At 74.3% G+C, this 24,386-nt stretch carries 20 protein-coding genes; 6 read left to right on the top strand and 14 right to left on the bottom strand.

All coding sequences use genetic code 11. The annotated features are described in order from the left end of the window. Positions 1–3: 3 nt before the first annotated feature. From APR03_RS19345 to dacB, 11 genes are all read right to left on the bottom strand, one after another. Positions 4–1,554 (bottom strand): PH domain-containing protein, encoded by a 1,551-nt coding sequence (locus APR03_RS19345; protein ID WP_253838289.1) that lies wholly within the window; start codon positions 1,552–1,554, stop codon positions 4–6. Further along, on the bottom strand, positions 1,551–2,033 hold the full coding sequence (locus APR03_RS19340) for a PH domain-containing protein (protein ID WP_253838287.1): 483 nt from the start codon (positions 2,031–2,033) through the stop codon (positions 1,551–1,553). The genes APR03_RS19345 and APR03_RS19340 overlap by 4 nt, the downstream gene beginning before the upstream one ends. A gap of 55 nt (positions 2,034–2,088) precedes the next feature. Continuing rightward, a complete protein-coding gene (locus APR03_RS19335; RefSeq protein WP_253838282.1) occupies positions 2,089–2,574 on the bottom strand; it encodes a DUF3180 domain-containing protein in 486 nt (161 codons plus the stop codon). Position 2,575: 1 nt separating this feature from the next. Next, positions 2,576–5,266 (bottom strand): 2-amino-4-hydroxy-6-hydroxymethyldihydropteridine diphosphokinase, encoded by a 2,691-nt coding sequence (gene folK / locus APR03_RS19330; RefSeq protein ID WP_253838280.1) that lies wholly within the window; start codon positions 5,264–5,266, stop codon positions 2,576–2,578. Beyond that, positions 5,263–6,222 (bottom strand): dihydropteroate synthase, encoded by a 960-nt coding sequence (gene folP, locus APR03_RS19325; RefSeq protein ID WP_253838397.1) that lies wholly within the window; start codon positions 6,220–6,222, stop codon positions 5,263–5,265. Before folP ends, folK begins: the two co-directional genes overlap by 4 nt. 86 nt (positions 6,223–6,308) lie before the next feature. After that, complete coding sequence (folE, locus tag APR03_RS19320; RefSeq protein WP_253838279.1) at positions 6,309–6,932, bottom strand: GTP cyclohydrolase I FolE; 624 nt, start codon at positions 6,930–6,932, stop codon at positions 6,309–6,311. A 40-nt stretch (positions 6,933–6,972) separates the two neighbouring features. Next, positions 6,973–9,009 (bottom strand): ATP-dependent zinc metalloprotease FtsH, encoded by a 2,037-nt coding sequence (gene ftsH / locus APR03_RS19315; RefSeq protein WP_253838277.1) that lies wholly within the window; start codon positions 9,007–9,009, stop codon positions 6,973–6,975. 194 nt (positions 9,010–9,203) lie between these two features. Continuing rightward, positions 9,204–9,758, bottom strand: a complete 555-nt coding sequence (gene hpt, locus APR03_RS19310; RefSeq protein WP_253838275.1) for a hypoxanthine phosphoribosyltransferase — start codon at positions 9,756–9,758, stop codon at positions 9,204–9,206. A gap of 3 nt (positions 9,759–9,761) precedes the next feature. Beyond that, positions 9,762–10,979 carry a tRNA lysidine(34) synthetase gene (locus tag APR03_RS19305; protein WP_253838273.1) on the bottom strand — a complete coding sequence of 406 codons (1,218 nt, stop codon included), beginning with the start codon at positions 10,977–10,979 and terminating at the stop codon, positions 9,762–9,764. Positions 10,980–11,018: 39 nt separating this feature from the next. After that, positions 11,019–12,098, bottom strand: coding sequence for an Rv3626c family coenzyme F420 biosynthesis-associated protein (locus APR03_RS19300; protein WP_253838271.1), 1,080 nt, complete (start codon positions 12,096–12,098; stop codon positions 11,019–11,021). Positions 12,099–12,131: 33 nt separating this feature from the next. Further along, positions 12,132–13,595: a D-alanyl-D-alanine carboxypeptidase/D-alanyl-D-alanine endopeptidase gene (gene dacB / locus APR03_RS19295; RefSeq protein ID WP_253838265.1), complete on the bottom strand. Its 1,464-nt coding sequence runs from the start codon at positions 13,593–13,595 to the stop codon at positions 12,132–12,134. 255 nt (positions 13,596–13,850) lie between these two features. On the opposite strand from dacB, the gene APR03_RS19290 reads away from it, so the two are divergent. Continuing rightward, entirely contained in the window at positions 13,851–14,351 is a 501-nt protein-coding gene (locus APR03_RS19290) for an inorganic diphosphatase (RefSeq protein WP_182619532.1), read from the top strand. Between the two features lie 69 nt (positions 14,352–14,420). On the opposite strand, the gene APR03_RS19285 is transcribed toward APR03_RS19290, so the two are convergent. Further along, the gene (locus APR03_RS19285) at positions 14,421–15,893 is read right to left on the bottom strand and encodes a C40 family peptidase (RefSeq protein ID WP_253838258.1); all 1,473 of its coding nucleotides are present in this window, start codon (positions 15,891–15,893) and stop codon (positions 14,421–14,423) included. Between the two features lie 457 nt (positions 15,894–16,350). Here APR03_RS19285 and APR03_RS19280 point away from each other — a divergent pair, with 457 nt between their 5' ends. From APR03_RS19280 to APR03_RS19260, 5 genes are all read left to right on the top strand, one after another. Further along, the gene (locus tag APR03_RS19280) at positions 16,351–17,688 is read left to right on the top strand and encodes a bifunctional o-acetylhomoserine/o-acetylserine sulfhydrylase (RefSeq protein ID WP_253838257.1); all 1,338 of its coding nucleotides are present in this window, start codon (positions 16,351–16,353) and stop codon (positions 17,686–17,688) included. Positions 17,689–17,840: 152 nt separating this feature from the next. Beyond that, on the top strand, positions 17,841–19,061 hold the full coding sequence (gene metX, locus APR03_RS19275) for a homoserine O-acetyltransferase MetX (protein ID WP_253838254.1): 1,221 nt from the start codon (positions 17,841–17,843) through the stop codon (positions 19,059–19,061). 40 nt (positions 19,062–19,101) lie between these two features. Continuing rightward, positions 19,102–19,542: a VOC family protein gene (locus APR03_RS19270; protein WP_253838252.1), complete on the top strand. Its 441-nt coding sequence runs from the start codon at positions 19,102–19,104 to the stop codon at positions 19,540–19,542. A 79-nt stretch (positions 19,543–19,621) separates the two neighbouring features. After that, a complete protein-coding gene (locus tag APR03_RS19265; protein ID WP_253838250.1) occupies positions 19,622–20,851 on the top strand; it encodes a YncE family protein in 1,230 nt (409 codons plus the stop codon). A 9-nt stretch (positions 20,852–20,860) separates the two neighbouring features. Next, positions 20,861–21,820, top strand: a complete 960-nt coding sequence (locus APR03_RS19260) for a zinc-binding dehydrogenase (protein ID WP_253838248.1) — start codon at positions 20,861–20,863, stop codon at positions 21,818–21,820. 10 nt (positions 21,821–21,830) lie between these two features. Here the strand turns inward: APR03_RS19260 and APR03_RS19255 are convergent, their stop codons facing one another. Then, positions 21,831–23,906 (bottom strand): restriction system modified-DNA reader domain-containing protein, encoded by a 2,076-nt coding sequence (locus APR03_RS19255; RefSeq protein ID WP_253838246.1) that lies wholly within the window; start codon positions 23,904–23,906, stop codon positions 21,831–21,833. A gap of 109 nt (positions 23,907–24,015) precedes the next feature. Then, complete coding sequence (locus APR03_RS19250; RefSeq protein ID WP_253838245.1) at positions 24,016–24,339, bottom strand: thiamine-binding protein; 324 nt, start codon at positions 24,337–24,339, stop codon at positions 24,016–24,018. Between the last annotated feature and the right edge of the window lie 47 nt (positions 24,340–24,386).

The following is a 24,386-nucleotide window of genomic DNA, read 5'->3' as shown; positions in this document are numbered from 1 at the left end:
CGGTCACTCTCCCTGTCGTTCCATCCAGCGTTCGGGTCCTGCCGCCGCGCGGGCGGTGCGCGCGCGGCGCGCCTGCTCGGCCATGAGCCGGGCGGCGTCGTCGGCGTCGAGGTGCGGGGCCTCCGGGTGCACCGGCCCCTCGGTCGAGTGCACCTGGAACGAGGCGACGCCGAGCCGGCGCTGCCACGGGCCCTGGCTCAGGCCCAGCGACTGCGTCCGCTCGTGCGGCACCACGTCGAGGATCTTCACCATGCGCCCCCGGCGCAGCAGCAGCGCGCGGCCGGTCACGGTGAACCCGTTGCGGCGCCACGCCACAGGATCCAGTATGCGCGTCCGCCGCGGTGCCGTGACGTACGCGCTCGGGGTGCGGGAGTCGCCGTCCAGGCCCGCGTCCAGGACGCGGCGCGGCTCGTCGACGCCGAGGTCGGGCAGCACGAGGGAGAGCACGGTGAGCGCCTCGTCCCGCGTCCCGACCGGCAGCAGCACGCTGTTCTTGTCCTCGTTGTCGCCGCCGTAGCCGGCCACGTTCACCTGGACGCGCCACCAGTCCCGGCCGCGCCAGAGCACGCTCTGCACCAGCCGCACCGCCTGCACGCGGCCGGGCGGGATGGTCTGGGAGCGCGTCTCGAGCAGGCCGTGCCGCAGCCGGACGCCGTCGGGCGAGATGGCCACGCGGAAGTCGAACTCGCCGGTGATGCGGTTGAACAGGTAGCCGCCGGCGCCGAGCACGGCGGGCAGCGACGCCGACATGACGGCGAACTCGCCCGTGCCGATGACGACGCCCAGCACGGCGAGGGCCCACACGAGCAGCGTGATCATCGCGCCGGACCGCACCACCGAGGCGATCATGCGCCCGAGCGGCACCGTGAGGACGGGCACCTGGGGCGCCTCGAGGCTGACGGGCGCCGGGGTCCCGGCCACCGGGTGCGGCACCGCGTCCGCCGCGGGGACGGCGTCCTGCGTGCCCTCGGGCAGCGGGCCGGGCTCGGCGGGTACCGCGCCCGCGCCCACCTGGCCGGACGCGGGCCGGGCCACCTTGAGGCCCGCGGCGCGGGCGAGCAGCTCGGCACGCAGCTCGTCGGCGTCGGAGCCCTTGAGGAAGCCGATCGCGATGCCGGAGTCGGTGCCGCCCGCGGTCTCCAGCGTGAGCTCGCACAGGCCGAAGAACCGGGCCACGAGCGGCTGCCGGATGTCCACGGACTGCAGCCGGTCCAGGCGCGCGTGCCGCTGCTGACGGAACAGGATGCCGCGCCGCAGGTGCACGGTCTCCTCGCCGATGGCGTAGGTGGTCATGCGCCAGGCCAGCACGGAGTAGCCCCAGCCCACGAGCGCGACGGCGGCGAGCGCGACCAGCAGCGTCCACCAGTACTCGCCGGTCAGCAGCGTGAGGAGGCCGCCGCGGGGGCCGCCCTCCAGACTCTGCTGGCCGAGGATGAGCAGCGCCGCGCCGACCACGGCCCAGCCGCGCACCAGCGGGGTCACCGGGTGCACGCGCCGCCACTCGAGGTCGTCGGCGGCAGGTTCGGGCGGGGTGCCCTGGTCCGGCGTGCTCACAGGCCCGCCAGCCGGGCCTCACCGCGGGAGGCGAGCCGGTCGCGCAGCCGCGCCGCCTCGTCCGGCGGCAGACCGGGGATCTGGGCGTCCGTGCCCACCGACGCCGTGTGCAGCTGCACCTTGGCCAGCCCGAGCCGGCGGTCCAGCGGTCCGGCCTCGACGTCCACGTACTGCATGCGGCCGTAGGGCACCACGACCAGCGAGCGGAACATGACCCCCTTGCGGATGAGGAGGTCGTCGTCGCGCTCGGCGTACCCGATCGCCCGGACCTGGCGCGGCACCAGCAGCACCGTCCACAGGAGCAGCACGGCCGGGACGCCGGCGAGGAACCAGAACCAGGGGCTGACGGTCAGGGACAGCACGACGCCCACGACGGCGGGGACACCGAGCCAGACGGCGGCCGGTACCAGCATGGCCGTCACGAGGCGCGGGGACACCCGGTTCCAGGTCACGTCGTGCGGTTCGAAGGGGCTGGTCATGGAGCCATTGTTCCGCAGTGCGCAAGTGGGCGGGCACCCGCCGCGCGGCGAGGCCTCAGGCGGGGGCCGGGGACTCGCCCTCGTCCGAGCTCGCGCGGTCCTCGTCCGACGGCGGCAGCTCGCAGAACTTCTCCACGACGAGACCCACCACCGCGAGCACCACGGAGCACAGCACCGCGATCCCCGCCGCCACCGCGCGGTCCCGCCGGGGCTCGATCGAGAGGTCGCCGAGCACGAGCAGCACCTGTGCGAGGTACCAGCCGCCGAGCAGCGCGCCCGTCAGCGCGGCCGCCTTGGCCAGCACGAGCGTGCGGGCCGCGCGGATGCCGTCGAGCGTGGGCCGCTTGCCCTTCTGGTAGGCCCGCACGGCCCAGCCCGCCCAGAAGATCGCACCGGCCAGCGCGATGATCGCGACGTCGACCAGCCAGGGCACGACCGGCAGGTACACCCCGCGCCCCTCGAGGGCGCGCAGCACGAGCCAGCCGACCAGCGCGACGGCCACGAGAACCGCGACCAGAGATCCGACCGGCGTTCTGCGCATGTCAGGCGTCGCGCCCCCGCTCGTCCCGGACCGGCGCCCACGAGGGCACGGAGTCGATCGGGCCGTCCGCCGGCGCCACGGACCGCTGCTCACCGACGAAGCCCGGCACGCGGATCACGGTGTGGTCGCTGTCGTAGGCGGTCGGATGCCCGTTCTGGCCGTTCTGGCCGTGCTGCTGTCCGTTCTGGTGGCCGTGCGGGGCGCCGCCCGCCGGGCCGGCGTCGGGCAGGCCGTTCGGCGGCGTGCCCACCGGGGCGAACACCGGTGCGGCCTGCTCCTGGGCCGCGCCGTTGCCGGCCGGGGGGAACCCGCTGCCCGGCTGGCGCGACGGGTTGACCGGGGCGAACACCGGCTTGGCCTGCTGTGGCAACGGCTCGTGCTCGGGTGCCTCGTGGGCCGTGTCGCGCACCGCACGGGGTGCCAGCGGCGCCGGGGCGGGCACGAGCGCCTCCTCCGGCGGCGGGACGGCGGAGCCCGGCATGCCGGCCGGTGCCGCGGTCCGCGGGGCAGCGGCCTGCTGCGGCGGGATCGGCACGGACCCGCCCGGGCCCGGCGTCGGACCGCTCGGGTAGGCCTGCGGCTGGGAGCCGCCGCCCGGCACCTCGACCACGGGGCCGCCGGGCGAGACCGGGGGGCGGCCGCTCGGGGGAACCGACGGTGGGAGGGCGGGGGGCAGCTCGGCCGCGGGCGCGTCCTGGACGGTGCGGCCGCCGTCGTCCGCCGGTTCCGCGGCGGCGGCACCCTGCTCGGGCTCCGGGTCGGTCAGCCAGTCCAGCGCGAGCCAGCGGATGCCGGTGCGGTCGGGGGCCGTGGCCGCGAGCTGGGCCACGGGTCCGCCGCCCAGGCCGGGCAGCACCGCGTCGGGCGCGATCTGCGACCAGGGCTCCAGCACGAACGCGCGCTCGTGGGCTCGCGGGTGCGGCACCTCGATGTCGTCGGCGGAGTCCGTCAGCGTGCCGTAGGTGATGAGGTCGACGTCCAGCGTGCGGGGACCCCAGCGCTCCTCGCGCGTGCGGCCGTGCACGTTCTCGATCTCCTGGCACGCGTGCAGCAGGCCGCGGGCCGACAGCGTGGTGCGGGCCAGCAGCACGGCGTTGAGGTAGTCGGGCTGCTCCTCCGGACCGCCGACGGCGGCCGTGCGGGCCAGCGGCGACACGTCGGTGATCTGCAGGCCGGGCACGCGGTCCAGCTCGGCGACCGCCGAGCGCATGGTCGCCTGCGGGTCGCCCAGGTTGGCGCCGATGGCGATGACCACGTCCACGTACCCGGCGGGCACCTCGTCGAACCGGTCGCGCGGCTCCTCGCGGTACTCCTCGGCCGGGGCCTGCGCGGGCTGGAACTGCTCGGCGGCCGGGTACTGCTCAGGCTGGCCGACGGCGGAGTCGGGCACGGCCGCGGCCACGCGGGTGCGCTCCATGTCGGACTGGTCGTACTGCTGGTCGAAGAGCTGGTCGTAGTGGTTCGCCTGCGGGTCGGTCTGCCGGGGCGGCTGCTCGTATCCGCCCTGCTCGAACGCGGCCTGCTCGAACTGCTGCGGCTGCTCGAACTGCTGGGCCTGCTGGGGTTGCTGCGGCTGCTCGAACTGCTGGCTCTGGTCGAACTGCTGGTTCTGCTCGAACTGCTGGCTCTGCTCGAACTGCTGAGCCTGGTCGAACGACTGGTTCTGCTCGAACTGCTGGGCCTGGTCGAACTGCTGGCCCTGATCGAACTGCTGGCTCTGCTCGAACTGCTGGCCCTGGTCGAACTGCGCCTGCGGCTCGAACGGCTGGCCCTGCTGCGGTTCCGGCTGCTGCGCGAACTGGTCGTACTGCTGCTCGAAGGCCGGCTGCTCCTGCCGCGGCTCGCGGCTCGGAAGCTGGCCCTGGTGCTGGTCCTGATGCTGGTCGGGGCGCTGGTCCAGGCCCTGCAGCGACTCGTACTGCTGCACCGGCTCGGACCGGAGCTCCTCCGCCGGGAACACCGGTTCCTTGGGCAGGTCGCGCTGCTCGGCCGGCGCGGGCTCCGACTGCAGGTCCCACGCGGCGGGCACCACCTGGACGGGCTCGGGGGCGATCAGCTCGGGCACGGGCATCGGCTCCGGCGCCTCGGGCTGCGCGGCGGCCTCGAACACGTCGGCGCGGCGGGCGGGCTCCGCGGGCTCGAGCTCCTGCGGGGCGAGATCGCCCACGTACGGCTCGTAGGACAGCGGCTCGGCGGCCGCCTCGGTCCGGAAGTCCTGCGCCTCGGCCTGAGCGACCACGGGCTCGACGGCGCTGGCGGTCGCGGGAGCGGCCACGACGGGCACGTGCGTGCGGTCTCGGCGGATCGCCACCTCGACGTCCGTGAACGGCACCGGGATCGGCGCCTGCGGCTTGTGCACGCGCACGTCGACGGCCTCGATCTGCGGCCGTGCCAGCACCGCAGCGGCGATGCGCTCGGCGACCGTCTCGACGAGGTCCGCCGCCTCACCCGCGAGGACGTCGTGCACGTCACGCGCCACGTCGGCGTAGCTCACCGTGCGCGCCAGGTCGTCGCCGGCGGCCGCAGGACGGGTGTCCAGGTACAGCACGACGTCGGCCTGGAAGTCCTGGCCCGTCCGGCGCTCCGACGGCAGCACGCCGTGGTAGCCCCGCGCGTTCACACCGGTCAGCCGGACCTGGTCCAGCGACCGGCCGTCCGGGCCCGTGACGCCCGTTCCGAACGCTGTGGTCACCGTGGTCCCCCTCCGTCGTCATTGCGTGCACCGGAATCCTGCCAGGTCGGCAGGTCCTGTTCCCCGGCCGTCCACGATTCTGTGGTCAAGGCCACGGTGGAAGTCAATGCCTCCGGTGTCGTAGGGGGAGAGGTACCCGGCGACCCTACCCGCGCGGGGCCGCTCGCGGCGGTCCAGGCGGCGGCGACGCGGACGGCGTCGGCGCTCGCCCGGACGGTGTGCACGCGCACGCACCAGGCGCCCGCGGCGGCCGACAGCGCCGAGATGGCCGCCGTCGCGTCGTCCCGGGCGCGCGGCGGCGCCGGGTGGCCCGCCGTGTCGGCGAGGAGATGGCCCAGGAACCGCTTGCGGGACGCGCCCACGAGCACCGGGCGGCCGAGCCCGTGCAGCGCGTCGAGGTGGGCCAGCAGGGGCCAGTTCAGCGCGCCGGCCTTGGCGAAGCCGAGCCCCGGGTCGAGGATGATCTGCTCGGGCCGCACGCCGTCGTCCTGCAGCGCGGCCATGCGGGCGGCGAGCTCGTCGCGCACGTCCGCCACGACGTCGTCGTACTGCTGCAGGCCGTCCATGACGTCCGCGTGCCCGCGCCAGTGCATGGCCACGTACGCGGCGCCCGTCTCGGCCACGGCCCGGCCCATGTCGGGGTCGGCGAGGCCGCCCGAGACGTCGTTCACGAGGCGCGCGCCCGCGGCCACCGCGCGCTCGGCGACGGCGGCGCGCGTGGTGTCCACGCTCACCGTGGCGCCGTGCGCCGCCAGGCGTTCGATGACCGGCAGCACGCGGGCCAGCTCCTGGTCCTGCGGCACCCGCACCGAGCCGGGCCGGGTGGACTCGCCGCCCACGTCGAGGATGTCGGCGCCCTCGCCGAGCAGCTCCAGCCCGTGCGCGACGGCGGCCGACGGCTCGAACCACTCCCCGCCGTCGGAGAACGAGTCCGGGGTCACGTTCACGACGCCCATCACCAGCGTGCGGCCCACCCCGGACAGCTCGGGCAGGCCGAGCACCCGGGCGTCCCGGGCGGGATGGCCGGCGGTGGGGGGCACCGTCACTTCCCGGCGATGAGGCTCATCGCCTCGGCTCGCGTCGCGGCGTCGCGCATCACGCCGCGCACGGCGGACGTGATGGTCCGCGAGCCGGGCTTGCGCACGCCGCGCATCGACATGCACAGGTGCTCGCACTCGACCACCACGAGCACGCCGCGCGGCTCGAGGATCTCCACGAGGGAGTCCGCGATCTGCGTGGTCATCCGCTCCTGCACCTGGGGCCTGCGGGCGTACACCTCGACCAGGCGGGCCAGCTTGCTCAGGCCGGTGATGCGCCCGTCCGCGCTCGGGATGTACCCCACGTGCGCCACGCCGTGGAACGGCACCAGGTGGTGCTCGCAGGTGGAGTACACCTCGATGTTCTTGACCAGCACCATCTCCTCGTGCCCGAGGTCGAAGGTGGTGGTCAGCACGTCGCCGGCCTCCTGCCGCAGGCCCGCGAAGATCTCCTGGTAGGCCCGCGCCACGCGGGCCGGCGTCTCCCGCAGGCCCTCCCGGTCCGGGTCCTCGCCGACGGCGAGCAGGAACTCACGGACCGCGGCCTCGGCCCGCGCGGCGTCGTACGGCGGGATGTCCGCCGCCCGTCGCGCGGGCGTCGTCACGGGCGTGGCCGACCTGTCGGTCATGGTGGTGCTCCGGTCCAGGCTGATCGAGGGTGGGGGTCGCTCAGTTCGGCGAGTCCGTCGGCGCGGCGTCCGTCGGAGGTGCCACGTCCAGCACCGCCTCGTCCTGCGGGACGACGGAGTGCCCGTTCTGCGCGGCGAGCTCCTTCGGCGTGAGCACCGGGCCGCGCGTGTGCACGGTCCGCTGCTCGCTGGACAGCCAGACGTCGCGGGCCGGGCGCTTCTGGACGGGCCGGAAGACCTCCTCCAGCTCCTTCTGGTTCAGCGTCTCCTTGTCGAGCAGGCGCAGCACCAGGTCGTCGAGCACGTCACGGTGCTGGGTGAGCACCTCCCACGCCTCGTCGTGCGCGGCCTCGACGAGCTTGCGCACCTCGGCGTCGATCGTGCCGGCGACGGCCTCGGAGTAGTCCCGCTCGTGGCCGTAGTCGCGGCCCAGGAACGGCTCTCCGCCGCTCGTGCCGAGCTTGATGGCGCCGACCTTCTCGCTCATGCCGTACTCGGTGACCATCTTGCGGGCGATCGCCGAGGCCTTCTCGATGTCGTTCGACGCGCCCGTGGTCGGGTCGTGGAACACGATCTCCTCGGCCACGCGGCCGCCCATCGCGTAGGCGAGCTGGTCGAGCAGCTCGTTGCGCGTGGTCGAGTACTTGTCCTCGAGCGGCATCACCATGGTGTAGCCGAGGGCCCGACCGCGGGGCAGGATCGTCACCTTGGTCACGGGGTCGGTGTAGCGCATCGCCGCGGCGACCAGGGCGTGCCCGCCCTCGTGGTACGCCGTGATCTTCTGCTCCTTGACGTTCATGACCCGGGTCCGCTTCTGCGGCCCGGCCACGACGCGGTCGATCGCCTCGTCCAGCGCACGGTCGTCGATGAGCTGCGCCCCGCTGCGGGCGGTGAGCAGCGCCGCCTCGTTGAGCACGTTGGCCAGGTCGGCGCCGGTGAAGCCCGGTGTCCGGCGGGCCACGGCCGCGAGGTCGACCGTCTCGACCATCGGCTTGCCCTGGGCGTGCACGTGCAGGATCGCCTCGCGGCCCTTGAGGTCCGGCGCCTCGACGGCGACCTGGCGGTCGAAGCGGCCCGGCCGCAGCAGGGCCGGGTCGAGGATGTCGGGGCGGTTCGTCGCCGCGATGAGGATGACGTTCGTCTTGACGTCGAAGCCGTCCATCTCGACGAGCATCTGGTTCAGCGTCTGCTCGCGCTCGTCGTGCCCGCCGCCCATGCCGGCGCCGCGGTGGCGGCCGACGGCGTCGATCTCGTCCACGAAGATGATCGCCGGCGAGTTCTGCTTGGCCTGCTCGAACAGGTCGCGCACGCGGCTCGCGCCCACACCGACGAACATCTCGACGAAGTCCGAGCCGGAGATCGAGTAGAACGGGACCCCGGCCTCGCCCGCGACGGCGCGTGCGATGAGCGTCTTGCCCGTACCGGGCGGGCCGTAGAGCAGCACGCCCTTCGGGATCTTCGCGCCCACGGCCTGGAACTTGGCGGGCTCCTGGAGGAACTCCTTGATCTCCTGGAGCTCCTCGACGGCCTCGTCCACGCCCGCGACGTCGGCGAAGGTGACCTGCGGCGTGTCCTTGCTGGCCAGCTTGGCCTTGGACTTGCCGAAGCCCATGACCCGGTTGCCGCCGCCCTGGGCCCGCGAGAGCAGGAACCAGAACACGACGCCGATCAGCAGGAACGGGATCAGCACCGACAGCATGGAGGACCAGAAGCTCGGCTGCGGGACCTCCGAGTCGAACCCGTCCGCCGGGTCGGCCTTCACGATCGCGTCCTCGACGCGATCGCCCTGGGGCAGTGTGTAGAAGAACTCGACCGTGGTGCCGTGGTCGACCTCCTCGGCGGCGTCGCCCTCACCCTCGGTGGACTTGTAGGCCTTGGAGAGCTCGAGCTCGACCCGCTGCTCGCCGTCGACCATGAGGGCGTGCTCGACCGTGCCGCCCTCGAGCAGCTCGATTCCCTGGGACGTCTCGATGCGGGAGACGTTGGGCTGGTTCAGTGCCGAGATGGCCAGCGTCACCACGACCAGGGCGACGAGGATCCAGATGACCGGCCCGCTCAGTAGCTTCTTGATGTTCATCGGCGACGGGGACCGAGCCCCGTTTCCCTCCGCTCGCGCAGTATGTGTCCGTCGAAACTACATGGTCTCCCTGAGAGGAGCCCCGAGTGTTCGCCCAGAGCATGCGATGTCTGGGCGGCACCTCGCCCAGACGTGACGAACCGCCCGGGACGGGCACTCGCGGCGTCGGGGCGAGGCTGGGCAGGGCGGGCCTGTCAGCCCCCGTAGACGTGCGGTGCCAAGGTGGCAACGAACGGCAGGTTCCGATAGTTCTCCGCGTAGTCGAGGCCGTAGCCGACCACGAACTCGTTCGGGATGTCGTACCCGAGGTACTTCACGTCGACGTCGGCCTGCGCCGCGTCGGGCTTGCGCAGCATCGAGGCGATCTCCACGGACTCCGGGCCCCGCGAGCGCAGGTTCGAGACCAGCCACGACAGCGTGAGGCCCGAGTCGATGATGTCCTCGACGATGAGGACGTTGCGCCCGGTGAGGTCGGAGCGGAGGTCCATCAGGATGCGCACGACGCCGGACGACTTGGTGCCCGAGCCGTAGGACGACACCGCCATCCAGTCCATCTGGACCGGGTGGTGCAGGCGCCGCGACAGGTCCGCCATGACCATGACCGCACCCTTGAGGACACCCACCAGGAGCAGGTCCTTGCCCGCGTAGTCGGCGTCGATCTGCGCCGCCATCTCGTCCAGCTTCTTGGTGAGCTGCTCCTCGGTGAGCAGGACCTCTGCGAGGTCGGGGCCGACGTCGGACTGGTCCACGGGTCACTCCTGAGTTGTGCTGGGGGGACGGACGCCGCCCGGGCCGTCCGGGGTTCCGGTCGGCGCGGCGCGCAGGAAAAGCCTGCCACACGCGCGACGGGCTCGTGCGCCGCCGGGCAGGTGCACGGGGCCCTGACCGGCCCACGCCACGACGAGCGCGTCCAGCGCCTCGACGTGCCGTGCGGTGGTGTCCGTGGGCGGGCAGCCGGCCGCGAGCGCCGCGAGCCGCAGCGCCCGCCGGCGCACCGCGCGATGGGCGTCCTCGAGGACGGCGACGTCCAGGTCGAGGCCGGGTTCCGGGGTGTCCGGCTCCCGGCGTGCCCGTGCCAGGAGGTCGGACGCCAGGGTGTCCAGCAGGTCGGCGTCGTCGCGCAGCTGGTCGGCGGTGCGCCCGAGGGCCTCGGCCACGCCGGGACCCAGGGTGTCCTCGAGCGCGGGGAGCACGTGGGCGCGGACGCGGGATCGCAGTGGGACGAACGCCACACCCGCCGCGCCCTCCTCCGGGCGGGGTCCGGCGGGCGGCGCGAGGTTGGTGGGGTCGGTCCAGAACTCCAGGCCCAGTGCCGCGCACACGGCCTCGGTCTGCGCGCGCCGGAGGCCGAGGAACGGGCGGCGGAAGATGCCGCGCTCGCGGGGCATGCCGGCCAGCGACCGGGCGCCGGCGCCGCGGGCGAGCCCGAGCAGCACCTGTTCGGCCTGGTCGTCGAGGGTGTGCCCGAGCAGCACGAGCCGCGCCCCGCTCTCCTGAGCACTCTCTGTGATCGCCCGATACCGAGCCTCCCGCGCGGCCCCCTCCGGCCCGGCGGCGCCGAACGTAGGGTTCATCGCCGCATCAGCGCCCAGAGACCGACGATCCCTACGTTCGCCGGCGGCGGAGCCGGAGGCGGAGCCGGCGGAGGCGCCGGCGGGCCAGGCGGCTCGGCGGATCAGCACCGGCGCCAGGCCCAGGGCCTCGCAGCGGGCTGCCGCGCGGGCGGCGACCTCGGCGGAGCCTGGCTGCAGGCCGTGGTCCACGATCACCGCGCCGGCCCGCACGGCGTACCCGCGGGACCGGACGGACCGGCCGACCCGCCCGGCCTCGTACGCCGTGGCCGCGGCGAGCGCCAGGCTGTCCGCGCCGCCGGAGCAGGCCACCAGCACGAGGTCGTCCGGTCCCAGCTCCGCGAGCACCGCCCGCACGGCGTTGCGGGCCGCGGCGACGGCGGGGTCGACCCGGGCCACGTCAGCGCGCCCCGCGCACCGGGACCGCCACCGCCGTGCTCATCCGTGCACCCGGCGCACCCAGGCGCGGGCGTCGGCGATCTCGCGCGCGTTCGGCAGGTTCTCGGGGGCGGCCCACACCGCGTTCAGGCCGTCGCGGCCGACCGCCCGCTCCACGGACCGCACGAACGCGGCCCCGTCCCGGTACTGCGCGAGCTTGGCGTCCATGCCGAGCAGCTTCTGCACCACGACGTCGAAGGTGGCCCGCCCCTCGCCGTCGCGCCGCCGCTCGAACCGGGCGCGGATGCGCCGCACCGACGGCACCACGCGCGGGCCGACGGCGTCCATCATCACGTCGGCGTGCCCCTCCAGCAGGGCCATGACGGCGGTGATGTCGGCGAGCTCCGCCTTCTGCTCGTGCGTGAGCATCCCGTCCACGAGGGTTCCGCCCTGGCCCCGCAGGGCGTCGCGCACCGACCGTCCGATCGCCACGAGCTTCTTGTCGAACCGCGCCCTGGCCAGCTCGGCGGACGTGCGCGCCATGCCCGCCACGAGGTGCCGGGTGCGCCCGCTGAGGTGCTCCGAGAGCCAGGGTGCGGCCGCGAACTGCAGGGCGTGCGTCTGCTCGTGCAGGCACACCCAGAGCCGGAAGTCGCGCGCGGGAACACGCATCGCGCGCTCCGCCTGCAGCACGTTGGGCGCCACCAGGAGCAGCCGCCCGGGCCCGGAGTAGGGGTCGTACTGGCCCAGGACGCGACCGCTGAGCAGCGCGAGCACCGCACCGATCTCGGCCGCGCCGGCGAGCTGCGCGGCGGTGGACGTGGCGCTGCGCGAGACCTCCGCGACGATCGCCCCGAGGCCCTCGGTCATCACGGCCATGGACTGCGTGTTGGCGCGGGCCCAGCTCGCGCGGTCCACCACGGCGACGGGGCTCAGTGCGTCGCCCGCACCGCCGGGGGGCAGCATGCGGGTGGTCTCCAGCACGTGGCCGACGGCGTCCCCCGCCGCGTCGCGCAGCCCGCTCACCAGGGCGGCGAGCTCCTCGCGCGGCGCCTGCGGCCCGGGCGGCGCGAGCCGGCCCGCGATCTGGGCTGCCGCCGTCCAGTCGACGACCTGCGGGGCGAGGGAGGCCTGGGTCACCGGACCACGGTAACGGTCCCGGCCGGTGCCGCGTCAGCCGTCCTGGGCGGGGGCCGACCCGTAGGCCGCGAGCCGGCCCACGAAGTCGTCGTAGATCCAGGTGGCGCCGACGGTCCGGTCGGCCGGGATCGCGTCGGCCAGGATCGAGAAGACCAGGAGCCGGTCGTCGGCGGTGACCACCGTCCCGGCGAGCGCCCGCACCTTGGGCAGGCTGCCCGTCTTGGCGCGGGCCAGGCCGCGTGCTTCGTTGTCGCCCGTGAACCGGCCGTGGGCGCTGTCGAGCGTGCCGGACAGGCCGGCGACCGGCATGCCGACCGCCTCGCTGCGCAGCTCCGGGTGCGCCGGGTCGACCATGACCTCGAGCAGGTCCGTCAGCTGCTGCGCACTGAGGTACGAGCCGTCGCCGAGCCCCGAGCAGTCCCGCAGCCGGGCCCCGGTCATGTCGACGCCGAGCCGCTTCGCGCTCGCGATCACGGCCTGCGTGGCGCCGTCGTTCGACCCGGGCAGGCCGGCCTCGACGGCGACGAGGCGGCCGAGCACCTCGGTGATCGTGTTGTCCGAGTACTGCATCGCGAACCCGACCACCTCGGCGAGCGGTGCCGAGCTGACCTCGCCGAGCACCCGCGCGTCGTCCGGCGCGGTCTCGTCCACCACGGCGTCCGCCGTCGTGAGCCCCTCGTTCTCCAGGGCCGCCGCGAAGGCCTCCGCCGCGTACCGGCCGGGGTCGGACGCGCGCGGGCCGTTGTCGCCGTACTCGTCGGAGAGCAGACCCACGTTGATGCCGAGCGAGGAGACGGGCGCGATGTAGCCGGCCGCGATGTCCGGGCTCGCCACGGTCGGGGCGATCTGGTCACCCGTGAAGAGGGTGTCGTCGAGCGCGACCCGCACCTCGGTGGTGCCGGCGACCTTGAGCTTGGCGGCGACCTGCTGCGCGAGGTCGGCGAGGCCGGCCCGGCCGTTGACCGCGTCGGGGTCGCCGTGCCCTGCGGCGAGCATCATGTCGCCGCCGCCCACCAGCACCACCGTGTCGTCGTCGACGAGGACGGCCCGCGTGTCCAGCGTGGTGTCCGCCGGGGTCGACGCGAGCGACGCGACGCCGGTGAACAGCTTCTGCGTGGAGGCGGGGGTCATCAGCTTGTCCGGGCTGGCGGAGCCGAGCACCTCGCCCGTCGCCGCGTCGGCCACCATGACGCCGACACGGGAGCCGAGCCGCTTGTCGTCGGCGAGGCCGGACACGAGGCGCTGCATCTCCACGCTGTCCGGCACCGGGGCGTCGGCGGGCAAGCCGCTCAGGAGCGCCGCGGGGGCGGGGCCCTCGACGGCGCCGGGCGCCGTCGGGAAGGGCGCCGGCTCGGGCCACGGCTCCGCCGTGGTGAGCATGCCGGGGATCATGTCGAACGCGTCGGCGACCAGGTACCCACCGAACACTGCGACGACCGCGGCGACGGCAGCGCCGGAGCGCAACCCCCACTCCATGGGCATCCTCTCGATCGTCACGTAAGAGCCATCGCCAACTCTAGTCGCGGCAAACCCGGCGACGGTACGGCGACGACGGTGCACGGGAAATTTCACCCGCTCGCGCGCGACGACGCGCGCGAGACGCCCGCTGCGAATTATGCCGAACACACCGGAGTGGTCCTGACCACAGCCACCGGTCAGAGCACACCTCGCATGGCACACTGGACGGGCGCACGGCCGCCGCCGCGGTAAGACACTTCGGCGTCCTCATCACCAGAACTGGAGCACATCGGCGTGGAGTTCGACGTCACGATCGAGATCCCCAAGGGTCAGCGGAACAAGTACGAGGTGGATCACGAGACCGGACGCATCCGCCTCGACCGCATGCTCTTCACCTCGACGCGCTACCCCGACGACTACGGCTTCATCGAGGACACCCTCGGCGAGGACGGCGACCCGCTGGACGCCCTGGTCCTGCTGGAGGAGCCCACGTTCCCCGGCTGCCTGATCCGGTGCCGCGCCCTGGGCATGTTCCGCATGCGCGACGAGGCCGGCGGCGACGACAAGGTGCTGTGCGTGCCGACGGGTGACCAGCGCGCGGCGTGGCGCCAGGACATCGACGACGTCTCGGACTTCCACCGCCTGGAGATCCAGCACTTCTTCGAGGTCTACAAGGACCTGGAGCCCGGCAAGTCCGTCGAGGGCGCCCACTGGGTGGGCCGCGCGGACGCCGAGGCGGAGATCGTCCGCTCGATCCAGCGCGCCAAGGACACGGGCTACTACGACAAGCACTGAACGCCCCACCCCTGACGTGTCAGACGCACGGGCCGCTCCTGCGACCTGTGCGTCTGCCACGTTCCGGGGTCACGGGCGGCCCGCGTAGGGCATCGCGTGCGTGAGCCGCAGCGGGTTCTCCGCGAGCGGCTGACCGGGCAGCGTCGCCTCGACCATCGTGCCGCCGCCCGCGTACATGGCCACGTGGTAGATCGACGACGGGTCCGCCGGGTCCGTCCCGTAGAAGATGAGGTCACCCGCCCGGAGGGCGCCGTAGCCCACCTTGCCGACGGCCAGGTACTGCGACCGCGACGTCCGCGTGATGTCCACGCCCTGGCTCGCCCACGACATCATGGTCAGCCCCGAGCAGTCGTAGTGGGTCGGACCCGCCGCGCCGAGCCGGTAGGGCGACCCGATCCGGGCGCGCGCCCACGTGACGGCGCCCAGGCCGCGCTCCGCCGAGCCGCTGCTGACCCCGGAGGTCGGCGGGACGACGACGGCGGGCGGCGCCGGCCGCTCCTGCGCCGGCCGATCCTGGACCGGCCGCTCCTGGACCGGCCGGTCTCGCGCGGGCTCGACGGAGCCCCCGGCCCCGTCCGACGCGCCGGACGTGTCCGCACCACCGCCGTCCGGCTCCCGAGCCGTCTCGGCCGCGGCCGCCTCGCGCGCCCGCTCCTGCCGCTCGAGCTCCGCCTGGGCCGCCGCCTCCCGGGCGGCCGCCTCGGCCGCGGCACGGGCCTCCTCGCGCTGCCGCTCGATCTCCACGCTGGTCCGCCGCAGCACCGCGAGCCGTTCGACGAGGGCCTGCCGCTGCACCTCGGCGGCCCGGGTCCGCTCCGCCAGCTCGGTGGCGGCGGCCTCCGCGGCGGCGTACGCCGTCCGAGCCTGCGCCACGGCGACGTCGCGGCGCTCCTTGGCCGCGGTCCACCGGGCGTCGGCGGACTCCGACGCCGCGCGCGCCTCCTGGTACTCCGCCAGCGCCCCGCCGAGCTTGCGCTGCACGGCACGCTCGGCCGCACTGCGCCCCACCATGTCCGGGACCGAGCCGGCCTCCAGGGCCACGCCGAGCGGGCCCAGTCCGTCGTCGTGCGCCGAGGCGCGGTACACCTGGGCCAGGCTCGCGCGGGCCGCCTCCTCGCCGGCGCGCGCCTCGTCGGCCGCGGCCCGGGCGGCGGCCACCTCGCGCCGCGCCTCCTCGACCGCCTGCTGCGCCTCCGCGTGGTCGGCCGCGGCGACCTGCACCCGCACCCGCACCTCGTCGAGCGCCGCACGGAGCGCGAGGAGCGCCGCCTCGGCCTGCCGGACGTCGAGGGTGCCCGCGGCGACGGCGTCCCGCGCCGCCCGCGCCTGCTCGTCCGACGGGGCGGACGACGCCGACGAGCCCCCCGCCGGGTCACCGGGCGGTGCGGCCTTGGCGACGGGACCCCAGGGGATCACCAGCCCGAGCGCGAGCAGCGCCGCGGCGAACGCACGGAGCACGAGCACGGTCCCGTGCCCGTGCCCGTCCGACTGCCCGCCTGACTGCCCGTGGCCGTACCCCCGGCCGTGCCGTACCTGTCCCATGATCCCCCTTCCGATCGACGCGTCGTCGGCGTGTCGCCTTGCGTAGATCCTGTGAATCACTCCGGTGTCACCGGCACCACTGTGACCCGGGTCGTGGAATCGCGCGACCGGAAGGCAAACGGCCCGCCAAGGACTCACCAGGGCACCGCGATGCCCGTCCTGTCTCATTTCCGCATCTCAAAATACAAGACACGGGTTTCGGGGCCGCCCGGGGCCGTCTACGGTCTCACCCATGACTCGTCGAATGTGTTGTTGCTGAACCAGCGCACGTTCGCCTGCCCTCGGCCACCTCGGCCGGACATCCGCGTGCGCACCGTCCCCCGCCGCGGACCCACCTCCTGATGCGCAGGCCCCATGAGGGCACGCCGCGGCACGTCTCTGCCCGTTCGCCAGATGCAGTCCGCCAGATGCCAGTCCGCTTGACGCCAGGCACCACCCCACAGGAAGCAGGAGAGCCATGACGCAGCCGCAGTGGTCGTTCGAGACCCGCCAGATCCACGCGGGCCAGGAGCCCGACCCCGCCACGGGCGCCCGCGCCCTGCCGATCTACCAGACCACCTCGTTCGTGTTCCCCGACGCCGGAGTCGCGGCCGACCGGTTCGCGCTGAAGGACCTCGGCCCCATCTACACCCGCATCGGCAACCCCACGCAGCAGGTGGTGGAGGACCGGATCGCCAGCCTCGAGGGCGGCGTCGGCGCGCTGCTGGTGGCCTCGGGCCAGGCCGCGGAGTCGCTCGCGATCCTGAACCTCGCGCAGGCCGGCGACCACGTCGTGGCGTCCGCCAGCCTGTACGGCGGCACCTACAACCTGCTGCACCACACGCTGCCGAAGTTCGGCATCGAGACCACGTTCGTCGACGACCCGCACGACCTCGACGCCTGGCGCGCCGCGGTCCGCCCGAACACCAAGGCGTTCTTCGGCGAGACCATCCCGAACCCGCGCTCCGACGTGCTCGACATCGAGGGCGTCGCGGCCGCGGCGCACGAGGCGGGCGTGCCGCTCATCGTCGACAACACGGTGGCCACGCCGTACCTGATCCGCCCGTTCGAGCACGGCGCCGACATCGTGGTCCACTCCGCGACCAAGTATCTGGGCGGGCACGGCAGCGCGATCGGCGGTGTGATCGTCGACGGCGGTCGCTTCGACTTCGGCGCCGACCCGGAGAAGTTCCCCGGCTTCAACACCCCGGACCCGAGCTACAACGGCCTGGTGTTCGCCCGCGACCTCGGCGTCGACGGCGCCCTGGGCGCCAACCTGGCGTTCGTGCTCAAGGCGCGCGTCCAGCTCCTGCGCGACCTGGGCGCGGCGATCTCGCCGTTCAACGCGTTCCTGCTGGCCCAGGGCCTGGAGACGCTGTCGCTGCGGATCGAGCGGCACGTCGCCAACGCCCAGCACGTCGCCCAGTGGCTCGAGGCGCGCGACGACGTCCGCGGCGTCCACTACGCGGGGCTACCGAGCTCGCCGTGGTACGGCAACGCACAGAAGTACGCGCCCCGGGGCGCCGGTGCGGTGCTGGCGTTCGAGCTCGACGGCGGCGCCGAGGCGGGGCAGGCGTTCGTCTCCGCGCTGCAGCTGCACTCGAACGTGGCCAACATCGGCGACGTCCGCTCGCTCGTGATCCACCCGGCCTCCACCACGCACTCCCAGCTGACCCCCGAGGAGCAGGCGCTGTCGGGCGTGACGCCCGGCCTGGTCCGCCTCGCGGTGGGTCTGGAGAACGTGGAGGACGTCCTCGCGGACCTGGAGCTCGGTTTCACCGCCGCCAAGAACCTCCTCGGCGACCAGGCGAGCTGATCGAACCCTCGACGCCCGGGGCGGGCACCGGAGGATCCTCCGGTGCCCGCCCCGGGCGTGTCCCGCGCGCACGACCCCGGCACCCGGCACCGGCTCCCCACCCCGAGCCCGCCGCACCGAGCCGCCCACCAGACCGAGCCGCAGGAGGAGCCATGGCCGTCACCACCCCGCAGGCCGAGCACCGTCCCCTTGACCCGAGCCCCGCACCCGCCGCGCCGGGCGAGACCTCCCGGTCCCGGAGCAAGCCACCGGTGCCGGCCAGCGGCGCCTGGCGCGAGGGCGACGACGCCGGGCACCGGCAGTTCGCCGACGTCGGCGCGTTCGAGCTGGAGGCCGGCGGCCGGCTGCCCGCCGTCCGCGTCGCGTACGAGACGTGGGGCACCCTGGCCCCCGACGGCTCGAACGCGGTGCTCGTGCTGCACGCCCTCACCGGTGACTCGCACGTCACGGGCGACGCCGGCCCGGGGCACGTGACGGCGGGCTGGTGGTCGCAGATGGTCGGCCCGGGCCGGCCCATCGACACCGACCGGTACTTCGTGGTGGCGCCCAACGTGCTGGGCGGCTGCCAGGGCACGACGGGCCCGTCGTCGACGGCGCAGGACGGGCGCCCGTGGGGCGGCCGCTTCCCCTACGTGACCACCCGCGACCAGGTGGCCGTGGAGATCGCGCTGACCCGGGCGCTCGGGATCCGCTCGTGGGAGCTCGTGATCGGTGCCTCGATGGGCGGGCTGCGCGTGCTGGAGTGGGCGCTGCTCGGGCCGGAGGCGGGCATCGGCGTGCGCAACCTCGCCGCGATCGCGACGACCGCCCAGATGGCGGGCGACCAGATCGCGTGGGCGCACCCCCAGCTCGCCGCGATCCGCGTGGATCCCCGGTTCCGCGGCGGCGACTACTACGACGCGGCGGACGACGACGGCCCGCACACCGGGCTGGGCATCGCGCGGCAGATCGCCCACACCACCTACCGCACGGGCTACGAGCTCGACCGGCGGTTCGGGCGCCTGCCGCAGGGCGGCGAGGACCCGTTCGCGGGCGGCCGCTTCGCCGTGCAGTCCTATCTGGACCACCACGGCGACAAGCTGGCCCGCCGGTTCGACGCCAACTCCTACCTGGTGCTCACCGAGTCGATGCTGTCCCACGACCTGGGCCGCGACCGCGGCGGCGTGGAGGCCGCGCTCAGCCAGGTGACGGCGCGCACGCTCGTGGTCGCCGTGGACAGCGACCGCCTCTTCCCGCCGCAGCAGTCCGCGCGGCTCGCGCAGTGGATCCCGAACGCGGAGCCGCTGCGCATCGTCACGAGCGACGTGGGCCACGACGGGTTCCTGGTCGAGGCCGACCAGATCGGCCCGATGGTCAGCGAGTTCCTCGGGTAACCGTCGCGCGCGCCGCCGGGCCCGGGCTTAGCGTGGCCGTATGGCAAAGCTCAACCCGTACCTCAGCTTCAGGTCGGAGGCCAAGGACGCCCTCGCCTTCTACCGGTCCGTGCTCGGCGGCGAGCTCGACATCAGCACGTTCGGCGGGGTCCCCATGGAGGGGATGCCCACACCCGACGAGGACCGGGACCTCGTCATGCACGGCCAGCTCGACACCCCGGGCGGCCTCACCATCATGGCGGCCGACACCCCGTCCTTCATGGCCTACGTCGCGCCCACCGCGGGGGTGACGGTCGCCCTCACCGGCGGCCCGGAGGACCACGACTACATCAGGGGCGCCTACGAGAAGCTGTCCGACGGCGCGACCCCGAGCCAGCCGCTCGAGCTCGCACCGTGGGGCGACTACTACGGGGCGCTCACGGACAAGTTCGGTATCGCGTGGATGTTCGACATCGGCACGGAAGAGAGCACCGCCGGGTGAACTTCCGTTACTGAACCCGACTCCAGTAATCTTCGTCGGGCCGGTCACCGCCGACCGGCCCGACGAAGAGGAGCGTCCAGTGACACAGCGCCGTGCACTCTCCACCGCACTCTCGATCGCCACCACCCTCGCGCTCACCGCCGCCGCGGCGACCGCGCCCGCGCACGCCGACCCGCCGCCGCGCGAGGTCCTGTTCGTCGCCGACAACTGGGACGGCACGGCCTCCGTGGTGTCCTCGGGCCCCGACCTGACCCCCGTGGGCCGGGTCGACGTGGTGCCGGACCGCGACGCGCGGCTGCGTGAGATCTACCGCGACCCGATCCGGCTCGCGGCGTTCCTGGTGGTCCGCGAGACGGTCGGCGAGGGCCACGACCAGCTCGTCGACGACCTGTACACCACGCCCGACGGCACCTCGCTCGTGGTCTCGCGGCCCAGCTTCGCCGACGTCGTCTCGATCAGCCTGCTGACCGGCGAGGTCGAGTGGCGGTTCCGGGTGTCCGGCTTCCGGGCCGACCACATGGCCGTCTCGCCCGACGGCACGCAGGTGGCCGTCTCGGCGTCGACCGGCAACCGCGTGCACGTGCTCGACATCGAGACGGGGGCCGAGCTCGGCTCCTTCCCCACGGGCGACAAGCCGCACGAGAACGTCTACACGGCTGACGGGCTCCTCTGGAACATGTCGATCGGTGAGGTGAACAACGACCTCGACGACCCGGCCCTGGACTTCCTCAAGGGCGACCGCGTCATCACCGTGGCCGACGCCGAGACGTTCGAGGTGGTCCGCGAGATCGACATGCGCGACCGGCTCGACGCCGCGGGACTGGAGCACCTGTCCGACGCCGTGCGCCCCGCCGCGTTCAGCCCCGACGGGTCGCGGCTCTACTTCCAGGTCTCGTTCTTCGGCGGGTTCCTCGAGTACGACGTCGCCACCGACCGGATCACGCGCGTCGCGACGCTGCCGCGCGTGTTCGACGGCCGCCGCACCGACATGGTCAACGACTCGCGGCACCACGGACTGACGGTGCAGCCGACCGGCGAGCACCTGTGCGTCGCGGGGACCATGGACGACTACGCCGTGGTCGTGGACCGGGCCACGCTCGCCGAGGGGCCGCTCGTCGACGTCGACAAGCCGTACTGGGCCACCGTGACCGGTGACGGCACCGCGTGCGTGGTCTCCGAGTCGGGGGCGGACCAGGTGACGTCGATCGACTTCGCGACCGGCGAGAAGATCACGTCGACGCCGGTCGGCGACCACCCGCAGCGCGTGCGGCTGGGCACCGTCCCGGCCGGCTGGTCGGGCGTCGGTTAGGGTCACCGCATGCGTGCCGCCTACGTCGCCCGGTTCTCGCCCGACAGCCCGCTGGACGGACTGGAGGTGGGAGACCGGCCGGAACCCGCGCCCCCGGAGCACTGGACCACCGTGGACGTGCGGGCGGCGAGCCTCAACCACCACGACCTGTGGTCGCTGCGCGGCGTCGGCCTGCGCGAGGAGCAGCTCCCGATGATCCTCGGCACCGACGCCGCCGGCGTGACCCCCGACGGCACCGAGGTGATCGTGCACGGCGTGATCGGGGCCGACGGCCACGGCGTCGGGCCGAGGGAGCACCGGTCGCTGCTGTCCGAGCGCTACCCCGGGACCCTCGCCGAGCGGGTCGCCGTACCCACGGCCAACCTCGTGCCGAAGCCGGACGGGCTGTCGTTCGAGGAGGCCGCCTGCCTGCCCACGGCGTGGCTCACCGCGTACTCGATGCTGTTCACGAAGGGCGGCCTGGCGCCCGGCGACCGCGTGCTCGTGCAGGGTGCCGGCGGCGGGCTCGCCACGGCGGCCGTGCTCCTGGGCGCCGCGGCGGGCCTGGAGGTCTGGGTGACGTCCCGCTCCGCGGAGAAGCGGGAGCGCGCCCTGGCGCTGGGCGCGGCGGGCGCCGTGGAGACCGGCGCGCGGCTGCCCGCGCGCGTGGACGCCGTGCTGGAGTCGGTGGGCCAGGCCACGTGGGCGCACTCGATCCGCTCGGTGCGCCCCGGCGGCACGGTGCTGGTGTGCGGCGCGACGTCGGGCGACGCTCCCCCGGCCGAGCTGACCCGCGTGTTCTTCCAGGAGCTCCGGGTGCAGGGCGTGACCATGGGCTCCCGCGAGGACCTCGGCGCGCTCGCCCGGTTCTGCGCCCGCACCGGGGTGCGGCCCGTCATCGACGTCGAGGTGCCGCTCGCGCGGGCCGCCGACGGCCTGGCCCGGCTGGCCGAGGGCGGCCAGTTCGGCAAGGTGGTCGTGCGGCCGTGACCGCCCGAACTCAGGCGAACCGGCGGGAGAACTCCTCGACCAGCGTCGGGCCGGTGTCGCCGATGCGCCAGACGTTCCAGCCGTCGGCCGTGTACGAGCCGGACGCCGCCGTGGCGGCCGAGTCCGGGTGCCGGTAGCGCGCGCCGTTGGTCAGCTCGATGGCGCCGTCGGGCAGGAGCATCGCCTCGAAGTGCTGGTTGCGGCGCGGCCGCGACCAGACGATGCGCGTGGGCGTGCCGATGCTGCGGGCGAGCGCCTCCAGGTCCGGGTCGTCCTCCTCCTCGAACAGCATGGGGGTGCTGGCCCGGATGCTCTCGTTCGGCGGCACGGGCCGGGCGGGTGCCTCGGGGGCGCTCGTCGGGAACGGGTCGGCGTCGAACGTCGGCTGGCCGTAGCCGTCGGCGGGCCCGGACAGGTAGCCGCCGGACTCCCACGACGCCTGGTCCGGCGCCGCCGGGGCGGCGGGGGCCGCGCCGTCGACGAAGGACGAGCCGTACGCCGACTGCTCGCCGTACCCGTACCCGCCCTGGTCGTACGCGGGTGCGTCGGCCGTGTAACCGTACGCCGACGGCGCCGGGGCGGGCGCGAAGCTCGACCCCGACTGGTAGGCCGGCTCGCGCGTGTAGCGCGGCTGCGTGATGTCGAGGTCGGCGGGCTCCTCGGCGGCACCGCCGTAGGCCGGCGCGCCGTCGTAGGGCGCCGGCTGCCAGAGGTCCTCGTCCGGCTCCGGCTGCGGGGCCGGGGCGGGCTGGTAGGTGGGTCCGGCCGACGGCGTGGGGGCGGACGGCGGGTAGGGCGACGTCGGCTCGTCGGGCTGGGACGACGCCGCGAACCGGTCGGTGCGCGACCGGCGGCGCACCGCCGGAGCGGGCTCGGCCGGGGTCGCGGGGCGGGACTGCTGCGCCGGCGGAGCGGGCGGTGCCGGGGGCGCGGCCTGGTCGCCGAGCGACGAGCGGCTCGTCGCGAGACGCGGCGGCGTGGTCGGCGTCGGCCGGGACTCGGCGCCGGGCCGGACCGGTGAGACGGGGGCACCCGAGCCCGGGGTCGGCGGGGCGGGGACCGGCGCCGCCTCGGCCGACTGGGCCCTGCGGCCGGCGCGTGTGCCGGCGGCACGCTCGGGCGCACCGCCGCGGGCGCCGCCCGTGCGCAGGCTCGACCGCAGGCCGGTCGCGGCGTTGGTGGGACCGGCCTGCGGGTTGTCCGCGAGCGGTGCGGGCGCGCCCGTCTGGTGGGAGCGTTCGGCCTGCTTGGCCGCCCGCTCGGACCGGGACTGCAGCGCGTGCGGCTCGCGGTCGCCGCGGGCCTGCGGCGCCTGGGCCACGACCGGCATCTTGCCCGTGAGGGCGTACCCGACCTTGACGCCCTCCTCGAAGGCGTCCTTCGGTGCGGACCCGCCGCCCGCGACGCCGCCGGTCACGCCGGCGCCCATCGAGGAGCTGACGGACCCGCCCATCGAGGCGGTGATCGTGCCGCCGATCGGAGCCGACTTGGGCGCGGGCAGGCCCGGGGGCAGGTGCACGACGAGCGGCGAGACGTCGAGGAACTTACGGCCGTCGTCGGAGTTGACGACGCCCATCTTCAGCACCTCGACCGGCATCGACGGCTGCCGCAGGAAGTCCACGGCGTTGAGGATCTCGTCGGGCGCGTTCTGGCAGATGATGATGAGCCGCGCGCCCGAGCCGCCGTTCTTGCCGGCCTGGGTGCGGGTGATCGGAACGCTGTCGTAGAAGGCCGCGACGTCGTGCTGGAACGAGCTGGCGCCGCCGCTGTAGCGCGCCGCCAGGTCCGCACGTGTGAGGCGGCCGGCCGCACCCGCGTGGTCCAGGGCCTTGGCCAGGTTCTCCCGGTCGAGGTCGGCCACGAGCTCCACCACCACGGGCGAGCCGGACGCGTCGAGCGCGAGCAGGTGGGGCTCGTCCGGGCCGGAACCCTGCGCGATGGGGAAGACCTCTTCACCGAGCAGACCGTCGATGTGGGAGTCGACCACCTGGTTCGCCGTCGTCTTCAGGCCCGGCTCGGTTCCCCTCGCGCCGCCCGCGGACGTGACCAGCAGGGGCCGCTGGGTATCGACCTCGAACAGTGGCATCTCGTGATCTCCCCGGGTCCTGCGACATTGGTCCGCCTTAGCCTAAAGGCCGGACGCACGGTACTGGAAACACGCGGGTGAAGGTGTGGTGAGACTTGGGCGGGCGCGGTCAGGAGTGACCGGTCTCGGCCTCGTCGGCGGCCAGCCGCTCCTCCACCCGGGCGATCTTGGAGTCGATCTGCCCGGGGGCCGCACCCGGCCGGATGTCGGCCTTGATCACGAGCGACACCCGGTGCCCGCCGCGCGCGACGGCGTCGGTCGCGCGCTGGATCACCGGCATCACCTCGTCCCAGGACCCCTCGATCTCGGTGAACATCGAGGTGGTCCGGTTCGGCAGCCCGGACTCCCGGACGATCCGGACGGCCTCGGCGACCTGCTCGGCGACGGACTCGCCCGCGGTCATGGGGGCGACGGAGAACGCGAAGACAGCCATGCCCCTAGTGTGCCTGGTGGTGTGGCGTACCTCGCCTCCACGGTGGC

This window comes from Promicromonospora thailandica, from assembly GCF_024171955.1.
In the GTDB taxonomy this organism is placed as follows: domain Bacteria; phylum Actinomycetota; class Actinomycetes; order Actinomycetales; family Cellulomonadaceae; genus Promicromonospora; species Promicromonospora thailandica.
Note: the sequence above shows the minus strand (reverse complement) of the source record. Positions and strands in the feature narration are given on the sequence as shown.

What these genes read in the sequence shown, in the direction of transcription:
- APR03_RS19340 (WP_253838287.1), bottom strand. Translation starts at nt 2,033, where the DNA reads ATGACCAGCCCCTTCGAACCGCACGACGTGACCTGGAACCGGGTGTCC.
- APR03_RS19335 (WP_253838282.1), bottom strand. Translation starts at nt 2,574, where the DNA reads ATGCGCAGAACGCCGGTCGGATCTCTGGTCGCGGTTCTCGTGGCCGTC.
- folP (WP_253838397.1), bottom strand. Translation starts at nt 6,222, where the DNA reads ATGGGCGTCGTGAACGTGACCCCGGACTCGTTCTCCGACGGCGGGGAG.
- folE (WP_253838279.1), bottom strand. Translation starts at nt 6,932, where the DNA reads ATGACCGACAGGTCGGCCACGCCCGTGACGACGCCCGCGCGACGGGCG.
- ftsH (WP_253838277.1), bottom strand. Translation starts at nt 9,009, where the DNA reads ATGAACATCAAGAAGCTACTGAGCGGGCCGGTCATCTGGATCCTCGTC.
- APR03_RS19285 (WP_253838258.1), bottom strand. Translation starts at nt 15,893, where the DNA reads ATGGGACAGGTACGGCACGGCCGGGGGTACGGCCACGGGCAGTCAGGC.
- APR03_RS19280 (WP_253838257.1), top strand. Translation starts at nt 16,351, where the DNA reads ATGACGCAGCCGCAGTGGTCGTTCGAGACCCGCCAGATCCACGCGGGC.
- metX (WP_253838254.1), top strand. Translation starts at nt 17,841, where the DNA reads ATGGCCGTCACCACCCCGCAGGCCGAGCACCGTCCCCTTGACCCGAGC.
- APR03_RS19270 (WP_253838252.1), top strand. Translation starts at nt 19,102, where the DNA reads ATGGCAAAGCTCAACCCGTACCTCAGCTTCAGGTCGGAGGCCAAGGAC.
- APR03_RS19260 (WP_253838248.1), top strand. Translation starts at nt 20,861, where the DNA reads ATGCGTGCCGCCTACGTCGCCCGGTTCTCGCCCGACAGCCCGCTGGAC.
- APR03_RS19255 (WP_253838246.1), bottom strand. Translation starts at nt 23,906, where the DNA reads ATGCCACTGTTCGAGGTCGATACCCAGCGGCCCCTGCTGGTCACGTCC.
- APR03_RS19250 (WP_253838245.1), bottom strand. Translation starts at nt 24,339, where the DNA reads ATGGCTGTCTTCGCGTTCTCCGTCGCCCCCATGACCGCGGGCGAGTCC.